This window comes from Bradyrhizobium sp. BRP22 (assembly GCF_020194175.1).
GTDB lineage: Bacteria > Pseudomonadota > Alphaproteobacteria > Rhizobiales > Xanthobacteraceae > Bradyrhizobium.
In genome coordinates this window covers 38,984-53,451 of the sequence record NZ_JADYVX010000005.1, presented here as the reverse complement: position 1 = coordinate 53,451, position 14,468 = coordinate 38,984, and the positions used below count along the sequence as shown (strand labels likewise).

The 14,468-nt window shown below is 62.4% G+C and carries 15 protein-coding genes; 10 read left to right on the top strand and 5 right to left on the bottom strand.

What is annotated here, in order from left to right; all coding sequences use genetic code 11:
* From I6F35_RS08670 to I6F35_RS08660, 3 genes are all read right to left on the bottom strand, one after another.
* The gene (locus I6F35_RS08670) at positions 1–1,503 is read right to left on the bottom strand and encodes a sugar ABC transporter ATP-binding protein (RefSeq protein WP_225117241.1); all 1,503 of its coding nucleotides are present in this window, start codon (positions 1,501–1,503) and stop codon (positions 1–3) included.
* A 9-nt stretch (positions 1,504–1,512) separates the two neighbouring features.
* On the bottom strand, positions 1,513–2,535 hold the full coding sequence (locus I6F35_RS08665) for a sugar ABC transporter substrate-binding protein (RefSeq protein ID WP_225117240.1): 1,023 nt from the start codon (positions 2,533–2,535) through the stop codon (positions 1,513–1,515).
* Positions 2,536–2,651: 116 nt separating this feature from the next.
* Entirely contained in the window at positions 2,652–3,059 is a 408-nt protein-coding gene (locus tag I6F35_RS08660; RefSeq protein WP_225117508.1) for a globin, read from the bottom strand.
* A gap of 447 nt (positions 3,060–3,506) precedes the next feature.
* On the opposite strand from I6F35_RS08660, the gene I6F35_RS08655 reads away from it, so the two are divergent.
* The 8 genes from I6F35_RS08655 (at position 3,507) to I6F35_RS08620 (ending at position 12,226) form a co-directional block, all read left to right on the top strand.
* On the top strand, positions 3,507–3,878 hold the full coding sequence (locus I6F35_RS08655; protein WP_225117239.1) for a DUF2946 domain-containing protein: 372 nt from the start codon (positions 3,507–3,509) through the stop codon (positions 3,876–3,878).
* A gap of 135 nt (positions 3,879–4,013) precedes the next feature.
* Positions 4,014–6,353 (top strand): TonB-dependent receptor, encoded by a 2,340-nt coding sequence (locus I6F35_RS08650; RefSeq protein WP_225117507.1) that lies wholly within the window; start codon positions 4,014–4,016, stop codon positions 6,351–6,353.
* Between the two features lie 11 nt (positions 6,354–6,364).
* Positions 6,365–7,591 (top strand): glycoside hydrolase, encoded by a 1,227-nt coding sequence (locus I6F35_RS08645; RefSeq protein WP_225117238.1) that lies wholly within the window; start codon positions 6,365–6,367, stop codon positions 7,589–7,591.
* Positions 7,588–8,091: a TlpA disulfide reductase family protein gene (locus tag I6F35_RS08640; protein WP_225117237.1), complete on the top strand. Its 504-nt coding sequence runs from the start codon at positions 7,588–7,590 to the stop codon at positions 8,089–8,091. The genes I6F35_RS08645 and I6F35_RS08640 overlap by 4 nt, the downstream gene beginning before the upstream one ends.
* Positions 8,092–8,123: 32 nt before the next feature.
* Positions 8,124–8,654, top strand: coding sequence for a copper chaperone PCu(A)C (locus I6F35_RS08635; protein WP_225117236.1), 531 nt, complete (start codon positions 8,124–8,126; stop codon positions 8,652–8,654).
* A 191-nt stretch (positions 8,655–8,845) separates the two neighbouring features.
* Positions 8,846–10,165 carry a proline--tRNA ligase gene (gene proS, locus I6F35_RS08630; protein WP_225117235.1) on the top strand — a complete coding sequence of 440 codons (1,320 nt, stop codon included), beginning with the start codon at positions 8,846–8,848 and terminating at the stop codon, positions 10,163–10,165.
* Between the two features lie 73 nt (positions 10,166–10,238).
* The gene (locus I6F35_RS08625; RefSeq protein WP_225117234.1) at positions 10,239–11,519 is read left to right on the top strand and encodes a lipoprotein-releasing ABC transporter permease subunit; all 1,281 of its coding nucleotides are present in this window, start codon (positions 10,239–10,241) and stop codon (positions 11,517–11,519) included.
* Between the two features lie 8 nt (positions 11,520–11,527).
* Positions 11,528–12,226 (top strand): ABC transporter ATP-binding protein, encoded by a 699-nt coding sequence (locus tag I6F35_RS08620; protein WP_225117233.1) that lies wholly within the window; start codon positions 11,528–11,530, stop codon positions 12,224–12,226.
* Positions 12,227–12,330: 104 nt separating this feature from the next.
* Here the strand turns inward: I6F35_RS08620 and I6F35_RS08615 are convergent, their stop codons facing one another.
* Together I6F35_RS08615 and I6F35_RS08610 are read right to left on the bottom strand one after the other, a co-directional pair.
* Complete coding sequence (locus I6F35_RS08615) at positions 12,331–12,618, bottom strand: DUF3551 domain-containing protein (RefSeq protein WP_225117232.1); 288 nt, start codon at positions 12,616–12,618, stop codon at positions 12,331–12,333.
* A gap of 99 nt (positions 12,619–12,717) precedes the next feature.
* Positions 12,718–13,011, bottom strand: a complete 294-nt coding sequence (locus tag I6F35_RS08610; protein ID WP_225117231.1) for a DUF3551 domain-containing protein — start codon at positions 13,009–13,011, stop codon at positions 12,718–12,720.
* A gap of 292 nt (positions 13,012–13,303) precedes the next feature.
* On the opposite strand from I6F35_RS08610, the gene I6F35_RS08605 reads away from it, so the two are divergent.
* Complete coding sequence (locus I6F35_RS08605; protein ID WP_225117230.1) at positions 13,304–14,047, top strand: outer membrane beta-barrel protein; 744 nt, start codon at positions 13,304–13,306, stop codon at positions 14,045–14,047.
* Positions 14,048–14,126: 79 nt separating this feature from the next.
* Positions 14,127–14,360 carry a zinc-ribbon domain-containing protein gene (locus I6F35_RS08600; RefSeq protein ID WP_225117229.1) on the top strand — a complete coding sequence of 78 codons (234 nt, stop codon included), beginning with the start codon at positions 14,127–14,129 and terminating at the stop codon, positions 14,358–14,360.
* The last annotated feature ends 108 nt before the right edge of the window (positions 14,361–14,468 follow it).

Here is a 14,468-nt window from a genome sequence, read left to right as displayed (position 1 = left end):
TCAGGCTGCCTCGAGCAGGCGGTCCTTGCTGACCACCTCGCCCGCGAATTCGCGCACCACCGCGCCGCGCTTCATGACGATGATGCGATCGGCAAGCGACAGCACCGTCTCCGGCTCGGTCGACAGCACGATGATGGCGAGCCCTTTGCCGCTGAGCTCGCGGACGATGTTGATGACATCGTTCTTGGCCCCGACATCCATGCCGCGGGTCGGCTCGCACAGCACCAGCACCCGGGGCGGATAGCTCAGCCACTTCGCGAGCGCGACCTTCTGCTGATTGCCGCCCGAGAGCATGCCGAGATCGAGCTCGACGGCGGCCGGCCGGATCTGCAACTGCTCGACCTGCCGGACGGCAATCGACCGCTCGCGCGACGGCTTGAGCAGAAGGGCGGATATCCGATCAAGCACGCTGATCGAGATGTTCTTGTAGACCGGCTCCTGGTGGAACAGCATGGCGCGGCGGCTCTCGGGCACGAAGGCGACGCCGGCGCGGCGGGCGGCGGCGGTGCTGCGGAAGGCTGTGCGGTCGCCGTCGATGACCAGCGTGCCGCTGTCCGGTTTGATCTTGCCAAACAGCACCCGCGCCAACTCCAGCTGACCGCATCCCATGAAGCCGTAGATGCCGAGCACTTCGCCGGCGCGCACCTCGAACGAGACGTCCTGGACGCTGCGGGCGAGCGACAGCGCGTCGGCCTTCAGGACCACGGGCCGGTCGCCGCGCGGCGGCAGCGTGATATCGTGGGCATAGGTCTCCTCCAGCGCCTCGCGGCCCTTGCCGATCATCGCTTCGATCAGCGCGGCCTTGCTGGTCGCGGCAGCTTCGGTCTCGTGGACTTTCCGTCCGTTGCGGAACACCGTCACCGTGTCGGAGATGCGCAGGATGTCCTCGATGAAATGGGAGATGAAGACGATGCCGGTGCCCCCCTCGCGCAAACGTCGCAAGGTCGCGAACAAGCGCTCGACCTCGGGCGGAGAGAGCGCAGAGGTCGGCTCGTCCAGAATGATGATGCGGGCGCCGGAAAACAGCACCCGGGCGATCTCGATCAATTGCTGCAGACCGATGGGCAGATCGCCGAGCCGCGTCATCGGATCGACGTCGATGCCGAAGCGCGCAAGCTGCTCGCCCGCCTCGCGCGCCATTCGCCGCCATTGAACCATGCCGAAACGGTTGGTCGGCTGTGCCCCGAGGAAGACGTTTTCGGCAACGGAAAGATCGGGCGCGACGCTGAGCTCCTGGTGCACCATGGCGACACCGGCCGCATGCGCGTCGCGCGCCGAGCGGAAACGGGTCTCGCGCCCGTCGAGTGCGAAGTGGCCGGAGAATTCCGGATGCACGCCGGCGATGATCTTCATCAGCGTGCTTTTTCCCGCGCCGTTCTCGCCGACGAGACCGTGGATCTCGCCGGCGTAGAGCGCGAAGTCGACCCCACGAAGCGCTTCGACACCGCCGAAAGCCTTCGTGATCTCCTTCAACTCGAGGATGGGTGAGCGTCCCTGTGGCATGCGGGCGGCTCAGATCAGGAAGTGATCCTCCATCCACTGCATGCCTGGGGCGTTGGCCTTGGTTACGACAGGGCCGTCGGTTACCACGCTCTTTGGAATGCCCTGGCCCGTCTTCTCGCCGGCGGTCACCGCGGCGACGCCGGCGATGATGGCGCCGCCGTGAATGCGGCACGAGGGGTTCCGAACGGTCGCGAACATGCGGCCTTCGCTCACCGCCTGGATCGCCGGCGGCATGGCGTCGACGCCGCCGATCAGGATGTTGGTGCGGTTGCGCGCCTTCATGATGTTGTAGGCGGCGAGCGCCATGTCGTCATTGTGGAAGAAGGCAGCGTCGATCTGCGGATATTTGGTGAGGTAGGTCTCCCACAGACGCGCGGTCTTGGAGACATCCCAATCGGCCGGCTGGGTGTCGAGCACCTCGATGTTCGGATACTGCTTCACGACCGAGTTGAAACCCTTGGCGCGGCCCTGCGCGCCGGTGTGGCCGAGCGCGCCTTGCGTCATGATGATCTTGCCCTTGCCGCCGATGGCATTGACGAGCGCCTGGGTCACCGAGGAGCCCATGAATTCGTTGTCGGGGGCGAGGAAGGAGTGGACGTTGATCTGATCGAGCGGAGCGATCAGCGTATCCATGTCGATGACGGGAGTGCCGGCGTCGATCATCTTCTGCACCGGCTGCGTCAGCGTGCCGATGCCGAACGCCTGGATGGCGACGAAATCCCATTTCTGCGATGCCATGTTGTCGATCGCCGCGCGCTGCTTCACCGCATCGAGCTGGCCGTCGAACCAGGTGACCTCGACGTTGAAGAGCTTGCCCCAATATTCGGCCGCCTGTTTGCCTTGCGCACACCAGGTGGCCTGCAGGCCCGCATTGGAGAACGCGGCCTTCAGCGGTTTTTCGGAACGTCCAACTTCCGCCGCGAGCGCCGGGCTCACGCCAATTCCGCCGAGCAGCGCGGCCGCTGCGCCGCCGGCTGCCGCCGTCTGAAGAAGTTCGCGCCTGGTTTTCGAGGATGTGTCCTTCCCTGGCATCGCACGCTCCCTGATATTTGTTTGGCGCCGTCGGCGTCTGTTGCACGCGCCGCGGATCAAGGAGAGTCTGTCACAATCGCAGCGTTCATGCCACCGGTTCCGATCCGGCGGCGACGCTAGCCGACATCGGGCGTCACGATGCTTTCGATGTCGCGCAGCAATTTTTGCCACGCAGCATCGATGTCCGCTGTCCACTGCACGCCGAGAATGTCTTTCAGCGTGCCCGCGATCACGGCGAAGAACGCGACGAACAATTCGCGCGATGTGCCGTAAGCGTCGTGCGAGGAGAGTTCGCATTCGATCATGCGAAACCGTCCGCTGCGCTCTCCCGCAAAATCGAGAATCGCTTCGATCGTCAGTGCCAGCATCGAGCCTTTGACGTGCTCGCTGCCTTCGGTGCGAAACATTGCCGCGGCTTCGGGATGCGCTGCGAACAAGCGGCGATAGATCAGCGGCATCAGATCAGCGCACCGCGCTGTCGCAAGTTCGAAGCTGCGTTCGATCGGATTTGCCGATGACATGATCAGCGATCGCGATGGCCCAAAGAAAAAAGAGCAGGGCACCAAGCCCTGCTCGAGAAACTGTGTCGACCCTATTTTCCCCAAAAATTCGATTTGATCTTGATTGTTGGGGTGACGCTGCTTGTGCGCGCCGGGCTCCTCCCGAGACTTGGACCACCAGACCGTCAGCGCTGTGGCTGGCCTGAGCCCGAATTGGTAGACCATCTTTTTTGTTTTGTCATCAATTTCGGCAACGATTGTTCAAAATTCGAGCAATCTGCGAAATGATTGGGATTTCGCCACTATCGGTTGTAAAGCTGCGGACGGGACCCGCCTCGGGGTAAAAGGGTAGGGCGGCGAGGCTCCATTGATCCGAATGGATCATTTCCTTGCGCGGACAAAAAGGCCGCGCTTCCGGTCTCGACTCCGGCCCGGTGCAGTGATTAGTTCCGAAGTCGGATGGGTTTCGCGATGCGCCGGCGGCTGAAGAATTTTCTGCCCGTTTTCCTGATTGCGCTGGTGGTGCAAATCTTTGCGCCGATCGCAGCGTGCTGGGCGGCCGGGATAGCCGCCTCCGATCCGCTGGCCGCCGCCATCATCTGCCATGACAGCAGCGCCACCGGTTCCGGCGAAACAGATCAGGGCGGCCCGCATGTCCGGGACGGCTGCTGCTCTGTCTGCAATGCGCTGCAGAGCGGCGCTCCGGTGGATCCTCCGGAGATGACTGCCGGCGCTATCGAGCGGTCGCCCGAACAGGTGGCCTGGCTCGATTTCGTGTCCCGTCTCACCGATGTGCGGGCACGCTCTCACGCGCAGGCACGCGCCCCTCCATCGATTTCCTGACCGCCGTTCGCTGCCGGTGCGCCCCGCGCGCCGGTTGACGTCGTCACTCAAGCCGGCCGCAGAGCCGGTGTCAGGAATTTTCCAATGTTACGCCTCGCCTTCCTGAGCGGTGCCGGCACGCTCGTGCTTGGTGCCATGCTCGCTACCGATCCATCGCCGGCAACGGCCCAAACGGCGTTGCCGCCGGTCACAGTGGATGCCCCCCGTGAAGCCCGCGCCAAGCCCGCGAAGCGGAAGCCGGCGGGACGCACGCTTGCCGCCCGGCCGCGGGTGACGCCGCCGACTGCCGCCATTCCGACCGTCCTGGTGCAGCGCGACGTTACGCCCACGATCGCGCGCGACGGGCTCAACCAGGCTCCCAGCGGCCAAACCCAGACGACCGTCGACCGCAGCCAGTTCGACAATCGGCCGGCGTTTTCGGTCGGAGACGTGCTGAGAGAGAGCCCCGGCATCTCGATCAAGCAGGGCAACGGGCCGCGCGACGTCGGCATTTCGATCCGCGGATCGAACGCCCGCAACGGCTTCGGGATTCGCAACCTCCTCATCTTCGAGGACGGTTTTCCGGTCACCCAGCCGGACGGATTGTCGCGCAGCGACCTGATCGATCCGCACGCTTATGGCGCGATCGACGTGATCCGCGGGCCATCCTCGGCTCTCTATGGCAACTACGCGACCGGCGGCGCACTGAATTTCCGGACGCGGCCAGGCGGCACGATCGACGGTGTCGAATATGGCATCGACGGCGGCAGCTTCGGCTACCTGAACAACTACCTCGCCGCAGGCAAGAAGGTCGGCAATTTCGAGGGCTCGTTGTTTGCGAGCGATGTGCGCGGCGACGGCTATATCAGCAATAGCTGGTTCAACACCCAGACGGTGAACTTCCTCGGCACGCTGCAGGCCACGCCCGATGACCGCTTCACTGTCAAATTCATCAACAACGACTTGGATGCGCGGCTGCCGATCCGCCTGTCGCTGAACCAGTACAACCAGAACCCGTTCCAGCGCGGCTGTCTCACCGGCGCCACTGCTGCCCAGGGCTGTGCAACGGTGCCGCTGTTCAACAACGGCTTCAATACGGCAGCGGGAACCGACAGGGAGACCGCGCTGCAGGCGGGGCTCGGCCGAAACGATCGTCGCACCATCGTCGGCGGCCGCTGGGAGCATGATTTCGACAATCAGACTACGTGGCGCAATCAGTTCGTGTTCGACGACCGCAACATCAACCAGCCGACGGGAGCGACCAGCGCGATCGGCGACTTCCCGTCCTACAACTACATGAGCGACATCACGCGGCGCGGCGAGATCTTGGGCATGGACTCGACGACCTATTTCGGTGGCTGGTACAACACGCTCACAGCTTCCAGCGACACCCGCAACGTCATGCCGGGCGGCAATGCCACGCTCGGCGCGCTTTCCAGCAATCTCTACAGCGATACATCCAACTACGGCGTTCGCGCGCGAGAGGAGCTCAAGCTCAACCCGTCGCTCACGGCGATTGCGGGCATTGGATGGGAAACGACCAACCTCAAGGGACGGAACACGGCCTTCACCTATACTGGTCCGACGCCGATCACGACCACCACGGTGACGACTGCCGATCGGCAGTTCCAGAACACCGCGCCGGAGTTTGCGCTTCTCTACAGGTTGAACAGCGAGTGGCAATTCCGCGGACGGGTGGCGACCGGATACGGGACGCCGCAGGTCAGCAACCTCTTCGTGCTGCCAAATGGCCAGAACGGCAACAATACAGGGCTGCAGGCGCAGAAGAACCTCGGCTACGATCTGGGCTTCGACTGGACGCCGAACAGTGCGCTCAGATTTAGCGCCACCGGCTTCTACGAGTTCTTCAAGGACGAACTGGTGACGCAGGCAACTCCGGTTGGATCGCCCAATGCGAGCTATACGTTCAATGCCCCGCGATCCGAGCATCGCGGCGTGGAGCTTGCCGCCGACTGGCGGTTCTACCCGGGCTGGCGATTGACAGCCGCCTACACCTATCTCGACGAGATCTACACGGAATACATCGAGAACATCACTAATGGCGCGGTGTTCGGCTTCAATCGCGCGGGCAACAAGATCCCCGGCATCTCGCCGAACGAATTGACCGCCCGGCTTTCCTACGACCAGTTGTCAGGACCGCTCCGGGGCCTGGGTGCGTTCGTGGAGTTGCAGTGGAAGGATTCCTTCTACATGGACAACGCCAATCTCCTGAAGGCGCCCGGCTATGAACTGATCAACCTCAATGTCCACTACGGCACGGAGCTGGTCTCGGACTACTTCAGGTCGGTCAATCTCTATTTCGAGGTGCGAAACGTCTTTGACCGGACCTATGTGGCGTCCGCCAACAACATTGCGGACACGGTGACGGCGGCGGGCATTCAAAACCCCGCGAGCGTGCTGGCCAACACCACCGGCTCGATCTATGCCGGAGCGCCAAGAACGTTTGTGGCCGGAATGAAACTGGCGTTCAAATGAGGTGCGTTGTCATGAGCAAGGTGAGGCCTGTTTTCGGTGCTGCCGCCATGGCGGCCATCTTCGCGCTTTGGCACGGCGGCTCGTCCGCACAGATGAACCATCAGCACGCATCGGAAGCCGCGTGCGAGGAGACGCTTCTGCGCTGCGCGAGCAAGGTCACGCCGGCATTCGGCCGCGACGGCGCGCTTTGGCTGGTGTGGATGGCCGGCGGCCAGATCTCCGTTGCAAGTTCGAAGGACGAAGGAAAGAGCTTCTCTTCGCCGGTGCAGGTCACGCGCGAGAACCTGAATCTGGATTGGGGACCGGACGCTCGTCCGAAAATCGCTGTCGATCGCGAGGGGCGGATTGCGCTGGCGTTCTCGATCTTCCGCGACAAGGCCTTCAACGGTCAGGTGCTCACGACGCAATCGACTGATGGGGGCAAGAGCTTTGCCCCCTTGCGTCCGATCACGTCGAATAATGAGAGCCAGCGCTTCGAGGCCATCGCGTTCAAGCCTGACGGCACCGTGTTCGCGGCCTGGCTCGACAAGCGCAACCGAGTGCCGGCGCGGGAGAGTGGGACGCCATACGATGGCGCAGCCCTTTTCTTCGCGACATCGAAGGATGGCAATTCGACTTATTCCGACGCGCAGCTCGCGGCCGACAACACCTGCGAATGCTGTCGCCTTGGTCTGGCGCTGGATGGTGGCGGTCATCCGGTCATCGTGTTCAGGAACATCTTTGAAGGCGGCATCCGCGATCATGCCGTCGTCACCTTCAACGATCCGGCATCGCCGGGGGAGATCCACCGCGTCAGCCGGGACGATTGGCAGATCGCGGCCTGTCCCCACCACGGGCCGAGCCTGTCTATTTCGCCGAACGGAACCTATCATGTCGCCTGGTATACGAACGGCAAGGCGCGTAAGGGGCTGTTCTATGCGCGCTCGACCGACGGCGGAAAAACCTTCTCGGATCCGCTGCCGATCGGCGCGCCAGGCCGAAGCCCGTCGCGGCCCCAGATCATTGCCGGACCGGATGGGCTTATGATGGTCTGGAAGGAGTTCGACGGCGAGAGGACGGAGATCAAGCTGATGACGTCACGGGATGATGGAGCGAGCTGGTCGACATCCAGGAGCATCGCCAGCACAACGGACAGTTCCGACCATCCGCTGCTCGTTTCCGACAGCCGGCGAGTCTATCTCTCCTGGATGACCAAAGCCGACGGATACCGTTTCCAACCAATCGAGAGCGAGCCATGAAACGCAAATTGTTTGCCGGATTACTTCTGTTGGGGACGCTTTCCGCCACGGCGATCGCGGAGGAGGCGGAGCTCAAGTCATTCGAGCGCGGAAGCTGGCAGCAGATTCTGCATTCGCACGCCGGTCGTCCCACCCTGGTTCATTTCTGGGGTGTGACCTGTGGTCCGTGCAAGATCGAGCTGCCTCAGCTCCGCCATTTCATGAAGGACCATCCCGGGATCGACGTGGTCACGATCAGTGCGGACCTCGTGCCCAACCTCCCGGAGGCGACGCAATCGATGCTGCAGAAAGCGGGGCTCTCTTCCGCCGAGAACTGGATGTTCAGCGATGGCTTCGCTGATCGGCTGCGATTTGAGATCGATCCGACCTGGCAGGGCGATATTCCGCGCACGATGCTGATCGCGCGCGAAGGCACAGTCACCACGATCGAAGGAGCGGCCGAGATGTCGGAGCTCGACAAATGGGCCCAGGGACAGGCCGCGACGACGGGATCAAGATGACGAGTCAAACTGGAATTACGGGACAGAACAACATGAAAAAATTCTCCACCATCATTACGCTCGCTCCTCTGCTGGCCATCTTATTTGCGATCCCGGCGCACGCCGAAGACGTCAAAGCCGGTGATCTCGTCATCAGCCAGGCCTGGAGCCGGGCGACGCCGAGCGGAGCGAAGGTCGCGGGCGGCTATCTCACGATCGAGAACAAGGGCTCATCGCCCGATCGTCTGGTCGGCGGCTCGGGCGACGTCGCCGGCAAGCTCGAGGTGCATGAGATGACGACGGAGAACGGCGTGATGAAGATGCGCGCGCTGGACAAGGGCCTCGTGATCGAGCCCGGCAAGACCGTCAAGCTCGCACCCGGCGGCTATCATCTGATGATGTTCGATCTGAAGAATCCGCTGAAGCAGGGCGACAAGGTGCCGGTCACGCTCGAATTCGAGAAGGCGGGCAAGGTGACACTGTCGCTCGACGTGCAAGCCGTCGGCGCACAGGCCCCGGGTGGCGATCATGGCGGTCATATGGAGATGAAGAAGTCACACGATCATTCCGGCACCAAGATGTGAAGCCGGGGTGATAGTTGTGGGGCGGGTAAGGTTTGCCTTACCCACCCCGGCGGTCTCATTACAAATCGGCGTAATGCCCGCAAATCGGCTTATTTGCCGGCTTTTTCGTACTTTCCGGCCTTGTGTTTTCGCATCCGATCCGGTTTCACTGCGTTCCTCTTGCCTCCTCAAACTGATTCCTGAGTGCGCCCATGCGATTGTCGCGGTTTTTCCTGCCTATCCTGAAAGAAAATCCGAAAGAGGCGGAAATCGTCTCGCATCGCCTGATGCTGCGCGCCGGCATGATCCGGCAGGAGGCCGCCGGCATCTATGCCTGGCTGCCGCTGGGCTTCAAGGTGCTGCAGAAGATCGAGCAGATCGTGCGCGAGGAGCAGAACCGCGCCGGCGCGCTGGAACTGTTGATGCCGACCCTGCAGCTCGCCGACCTCTGGCGCGAGAGCGGCCGCTACGACGCCTATGGCCCGGAAATGCTGCGCATCACCGACCGCCACAAGCGCGAGCTGCTTTACGGGCCGACCAACGAAGAAATGATCACGGAAATCTTCCGCGCCTATGTGAAGTCGTACAAGAGCCTGCCGCTCAATCTCTACCACATCCAGTGGAAGTTCCGTGACGAGCAGCGTCCACGCTTCGGCGTGATGCGCGGCCGCGAATTCCTGATGAAGGACGCCTATTCCTTCGATCTCGACGAGGCGGGCGCGCGGCGCGCCTACAACAAGATGTTCGTGGCTTACCTGCGCACGTTCGCGCGGATGGGGTTGAAGGCGATCCCGATGCGCGCCGAGACCGGACCGATCGGCGGCGACCTCAGCCACGAATTCATCGTGCTGGCGGAGACCGGCGAATCCGGCGTGTTCTGCAACAGCGACGTGCTCGATCTGCCGATCCCGCCCGATGACGTCGATTACGACGGCGACCTCACTCCGATCATCAAGCAGTGGACCTCGGTCTATGCCGCGACCGAGGACGTCCACGACGCCGCGCGCTTCGAGCGCGAGGTGCCGAGTGAGAAGCGGGTGAACACCCGGGGCATCGAGGTCGGCCAGATCTTCTATTTCGGCACCAAATATTCCGACACCATGAAGGCACTGGTGGCGGGTCCCGATGGCGCGGAAGTGCCGATCCATGGCGGTTCGTATGGCGTCGGCGTGTCGCGGTTGGTCGGCGCCATCATCGAGGCCTGCCATGACGATGCCGGCATCAAATGGCCGGAGGCGGTTGCACCGTTTAAGGCGGCGATACTGAACCTGAAGCAGGGCGATGCCGCCGTCGATGCGGCCTGCGAAAAGCTTCACGCCGATCTCAGGGCCAAGGGCGTCGACGTGCTCTATGACGATACCGACCAGCGCGCCGGCGCGAAATTCGCCGCCGCCGACCTGATCGGCGTCCCCTGGCAGATCCTGGTCGGTCCGAAAGGCCTTGCCGAGGGCAAGGTCGAGATCAAGCGGCGCAGCGACGGCGCGCGCGAAAACCTGACGCTCGACGACGCGCTGGTGAAGATCGCGGGATAGCGTTTATCCACCGCACCTGAGTGCGGCTTGCCACTCCGGCCACATTTGGCCCGAATCATGGGATTATCGACACATGGATGAGACCATGACCGACAAAGTCCGTACCCCGCCTTTTGCGCCCTTCGAGTGGCTGCTGTCCGGACGTTACTTGCGGGCGCGTCGCAGGGAAGGTTTCATTTCCGTCATCGCCGGCTTTTCCTTTCTCGGCATTATGCTCGGCGTCGCCACGCTGATCGTGGTGATGGCCGTGATGAACGGCTTCCGCAAGGAACTGCTCGACAAGATCCTCGGCCTCAACGGCCATCTTCTGGTCCAGCCGTTGGAATCGCCATTGACCGACTGGAAGGATGTCGCCGAGCGCATCAGCCAGGTGCAGGGCGTCCGGCTTGCGGCGCCGGTGGTGGACGGGCAGGCGCTAGCATCCTCCGCCTTCAATGCCTCCGGCGTGCTCGTGCGCGGCATGCGGGCGGAAGACATCAATAACCTGTTCTCGATAGCAAAGAACATCAAGCAGGGCAGCCTCGAGAATTTCGACGAAGGGCAGGGGGTCGCGATCGGTCGCCGCCTTGCCGATCAATTGTCGCTGCATGCCGGCGACAGCATCACCCTGGTGGCCCCGCGCGGTGCGGTGACCCCCATGGGGACGACGCCGCGCATCAAGCCGTACAAGATCGTGGCGGTATTCGAGATCGGCATGTCCGAGTACGACTCCGGTTTCGTATTCATGCCGCTTGCGGAATCGCAGGCCTATTTCAACCGCAACAATGACGTCACCGCGATCGAGATATTCACCACCAATCCCGATCGCATCGACACCTTCCGCAAGACCGTGACGGAAGCGGCGGGACGACCGGTGTTCCTGGTCGACTGGCGGCAGCGCAATTCGACCTTCTTCAACGCGCTGCAGGTCGAGCGCAACGTGATGTTCCTGATCCTGACCATGATCGTGCTGGTCGCGGCGCTCAACATCGTGTCCGGCCTGATCATGCTGGTGAAGGACAAGGGGCAGGACATCGCGATCCTGCGCACGATGGGCGCCTCGCAAGGATCGATCATGCGCATCTTCCTGATCACGGGCGCCTCGATCGGCGTCGTCGGCACCATCGTCGGCTTCCTCGTGGGCATGCTGATCTGCCTGAACATCGAATCGATCCGGCAATTCCTGTCCTGGCTCACCAACACCGAATTGTTCGATCCGACGCTCTACTTCCTGTCGAAGCTGCCGGCCGAGATCGATTTCGGCGAGACCACGGCCGTGGTCATCATGGCGCTGACGCTGTCGTTCCTGGCGACGCTGTATCCGTCGTGGCGGGCCGCGCGGCTCGATCCCGTCGAAGCGCTGCGCTACGAGTGAGGGCTGAGATGGCGGAGGGGGCGGAAGATGTGCCGGTCATCTATCTCCACGAGATCAAGCGCCAGTACCGGCAGGGCGAGGCGACGCTAACGATCCTGAACGGCGCCAAGCTGGCGCTGTGGCCGGGACAATCGGTGGCGCTGGTGGCGCCGTCCGGCTCGGGCAAATCGACGCTCCTGCATATCGCAGGCCTGCTTGAGACGCCCGATGACGGCGAAGTCTATGTCGGGGGTACGCCGACCTCGCAAATGTCGGATATCGACCGCACCCAGATCCGCCGCACCGATATCGGTTTTGTCTATCAGTCGCATCGGCTGCTGCCGGAATTCTCGGCGCTGGAGAACGTGATGCTGCCGCAGATGATCCGCGGCCTCAAACGGTCCGAGACCGTGAAACGCTCGACCGAGATCTTGTCCTATCTCGGCCTTGCCGACCGCATCAAGCACCGGCCGGCCGAACTCTCCGGCGGTGAGCAGCAACGGGTCGCCATCGCACGCGCCGTTGCGAATGCGCCGCGGGCGCTGCTGGCCGACGAGCCGACCGGCAACCTCGATCCGCAGACCGCCGACCATGTGTTCAACGCGCTGATGCAATTGGTGAAGGCGACGCGCGTCGCGATGCTGATCGCAACCCACAACATGGACCTTGCCGCTCGCATGGACCGCCGCGTGTCGCTGGCCGACGGGCAGGTGGTCGAGCTTGATTAGAGCATGATCCGGAAAAGTGGAGACCGGTTTTCCGAAAAGATCATGCTCAAACAGAGAGCTAGAGCGGGATGACGATTCGAAGAAAAGTCATCACGCTCTAGCGCTCAGTAGACGCGGCGATATCGTTTGTGACGCCGCTGTGACGGGTCGACGTAAGCGTGGGCCACGTAAGGGTAGGCGTTGGCCACGTAAGGATTGACCACGCACTGGGCCGCGCGGCCCGACGCCGACAATGCGCATTGGGGCAGCGAGGTGTAGCGGCATTCGTAGTAACTGATGGGGCCGTAGACGTGCAGACAGACCGGATAGCTCGGATCGTAGGTCTGCGCGCGGGCGGATGGTGCCGCCGCGACCATGCCAAGCGCGATGATCGCCAACGTCGCAATGCGCATCGGTTCCTCCCACGGCAAGACGATTAATCGATCCTCCAGTCGCTAACCCCGCCGGGAACAGAGTATTCGCCGGAGGCGATCGTCAAGTCACGTTCCGGCTCAATCGATGAAAGGTTCGAAGAAGGGGATGGGGGCGAGGACGGGGGAAGACCGGCGCGAAGCCCTCGAACCGTTGCCACCGCCAGCATAGAAGGGATTGGGGATGCACCAGAGAAAACGTCCGGAGGCCGTGGCCTGGCATTGCTCGTAGCTGGTGAAGGTGCAGTTGCTGAGCCCGGGGTGTTCGTTCCCCTGGATGCAGAAAGGATAGCGCGTACCCACCGCTGCGGCCGGCGCGGTTCCGAGGGTGGCGATCGCGGCCGTCGCGGACAAAATCAGGATCACGTTGCGCATCTCTTCTCCTTAATCGCGGCCCGTCATTCGTTACCAATCCAAGCCGCACAACCGAGGGACGTCAAACAAATATGCAACACAAGGAGTGCGGCGAAGGCTGAAATGTGATTTTTCTGTGGCTATGAAGCAGTGCGATCTTCGGGCTAAGTATAAGTAATACAACATTAACTCACATTTTCGTCAGAGTCGTTTCGCCACATCTGTTGCAGCCAAGTTACAGCAATTTTGAGGAACCCTGTTATTCAGGCGCGTGAAGACCGTGGGGTCATCACATCTGGAACGGGAAATAAAAATGAAAAAGGTTTTGCTTGTAACGGCGAGCTTGGTCGCCATCGGCGCGGCTGCGCCCGCGGTCGCCGCGGATCTCGCTGCGCGTCCTTACACCAAGGCTCCGCCGGTGGTCGCCACCATCTATGACTGGAGCGGCTTCTACATCGGCGTCAACGGCGGCTGGGGCTCGAGCCGCAACGACTGGACCAACACCTCGGCCTTCGGTTTTGGCGTCAGCGAGGGTTCCCATGATGCGACCGGCGGCACGGTCGGTGGCCAGCTCGGCTATCGCTGGCAGGCTGGCAACTGGGTGTTCGGCGTCGAAGGCCAGGGCAACTGGGCCGACTTCAGCGGCTCCAACGCCAGCCTCGTTTTCCCCGGTCTTACCAACCACACCAAGATCGACGCCTTCGGCCTGATCACCGGCCAGGTCGGCTACGCCTGGAACAACGTGCTGCTCTACGTGAAGGGCGGTGCTGCGGTCACCAACAGCAAGTACGAGGGACAAGTCCTTGGCGTGACCATTGATAGCGTCGAAAAGACCCGCTGGGGTGGCAGTGTCGGCGCCGGCGTCGAATTCGCCTTCGCTCCGGGCTGGTCGGCTGGCGTCGAATACAACCACCTGTTCCTGGATACCGAGAGCCACACGTTCGTCAGCCCCTTCGGCGTCACGCGTATCGGCGACATCGAGCAGGACGTCGACCTCGTCACCGTCCGCGTGAACTACAAGTTCGGCGCTGGCGCTCCGCTCGTCGCGAAGTACTGATTTCGCGAACCAACGCGGCACAATCAGCCCCGGGCAATCGCCCGGGGCTTTTTTCGTAGCCATCGGCACCCGATCGTCAATGCTGCACGGCGCGAAAATGCCGCGATCGCGGCGCATCCTGAGCCGCATGCTGAAGTCCGACGTTCAATGCCCGAGATGCGAAGCCGGCTACCGCCGCATCGAGGTCGAATCGCTTCCCGGCCGGCCGGGGGAATTCCGCTGCCTGGTCTGCAATGAAGTCCTGGAGCGATACAGCGGGACGCCCTACGTCGCGCACAGGCTGACCGTACAGCCGGAAAAAATGTTCGGCTGACATCGCCGGCTGCCGCCGCGCATTAACCAATCCAATTCATTCGAGCGCGACTCTCCAAGCGTTCCCATCTCCGGTCTTGACTCCTGGAACAAAGATAGAACATTGTTC

What these genes read in the sequence shown, in the direction of transcription:
- I6F35_RS08640 (WP_225117237.1), top strand. Translation starts at nt 7,588, where the DNA reads ATGAAACGCAAATTGTTTGCCGGATTACTTCTGTTGGGGACGCTTTCC.
- I6F35_RS08650 (WP_225117507.1), top strand. Translation starts at nt 4,014, where the DNA reads ATGCTCGCTACCGATCCATCGCCGGCAACGGCCCAAACGGCGTTGCCG.
- proS (WP_225117235.1), top strand. Translation starts at nt 8,846, where the DNA reads ATGCGATTGTCGCGGTTTTTCCTGCCTATCCTGAAAGAAAATCCGAAA.
- I6F35_RS08645 (WP_225117238.1), top strand. Translation starts at nt 6,365, where the DNA reads ATGAGCAAGGTGAGGCCTGTTTTCGGTGCTGCCGCCATGGCGGCCATC.
- I6F35_RS08615 (WP_225117232.1), bottom strand. Translation starts at nt 12,618, where the DNA reads ATGCGCATTGCGACGTTGGCGATCATCGCGCTTGGCATGGTCGCGGCG.
- I6F35_RS08670 (WP_225117241.1), bottom strand. Translation starts at nt 1,503, where the DNA reads ATGCCACAGGGACGCTCACCCATCCTCGAGTTGAAGGAGATCACGAAG.
- I6F35_RS08605 (WP_225117230.1), top strand. Translation starts at nt 13,304, where the DNA reads ATGAAAAAGGTTTTGCTTGTAACGGCGAGCTTGGTCGCCATCGGCGCG.
- I6F35_RS08655 (WP_225117239.1), top strand. Translation starts at nt 3,507, where the DNA reads ATGCGCCGGCGGCTGAAGAATTTTCTGCCCGTTTTCCTGATTGCGCTG.
- I6F35_RS08600 (WP_225117229.1), top strand. Translation starts at nt 14,127, where the DNA reads ATGCTGCACGGCGCGAAAATGCCGCGATCGCGGCGCATCCTGAGCCGC.
- I6F35_RS08610 (WP_225117231.1), bottom strand. Translation starts at nt 13,011, where the DNA reads ATGCGCAACGTGATCCTGATTTTGTCCGCGACGGCCGCGATCGCCACC.
- I6F35_RS08620 (WP_225117233.1), top strand. Translation starts at nt 11,528, where the DNA reads ATGGCGGAGGGGGCGGAAGATGTGCCGGTCATCTATCTCCACGAGATC.
- I6F35_RS08665 (WP_225117240.1), bottom strand. Translation starts at nt 2,535, where the DNA reads ATGCCAGGGAAGGACACATCCTCGAAAACCAGGCGCGAACTTCTTCAG.
- I6F35_RS08625 (WP_225117234.1), top strand. Translation starts at nt 10,239, where the DNA reads ATGGATGAGACCATGACCGACAAAGTCCGTACCCCGCCTTTTGCGCCC.
- I6F35_RS08635 (WP_225117236.1), top strand. Translation starts at nt 8,124, where the DNA reads ATGAAAAAATTCTCCACCATCATTACGCTCGCTCCTCTGCTGGCCATC.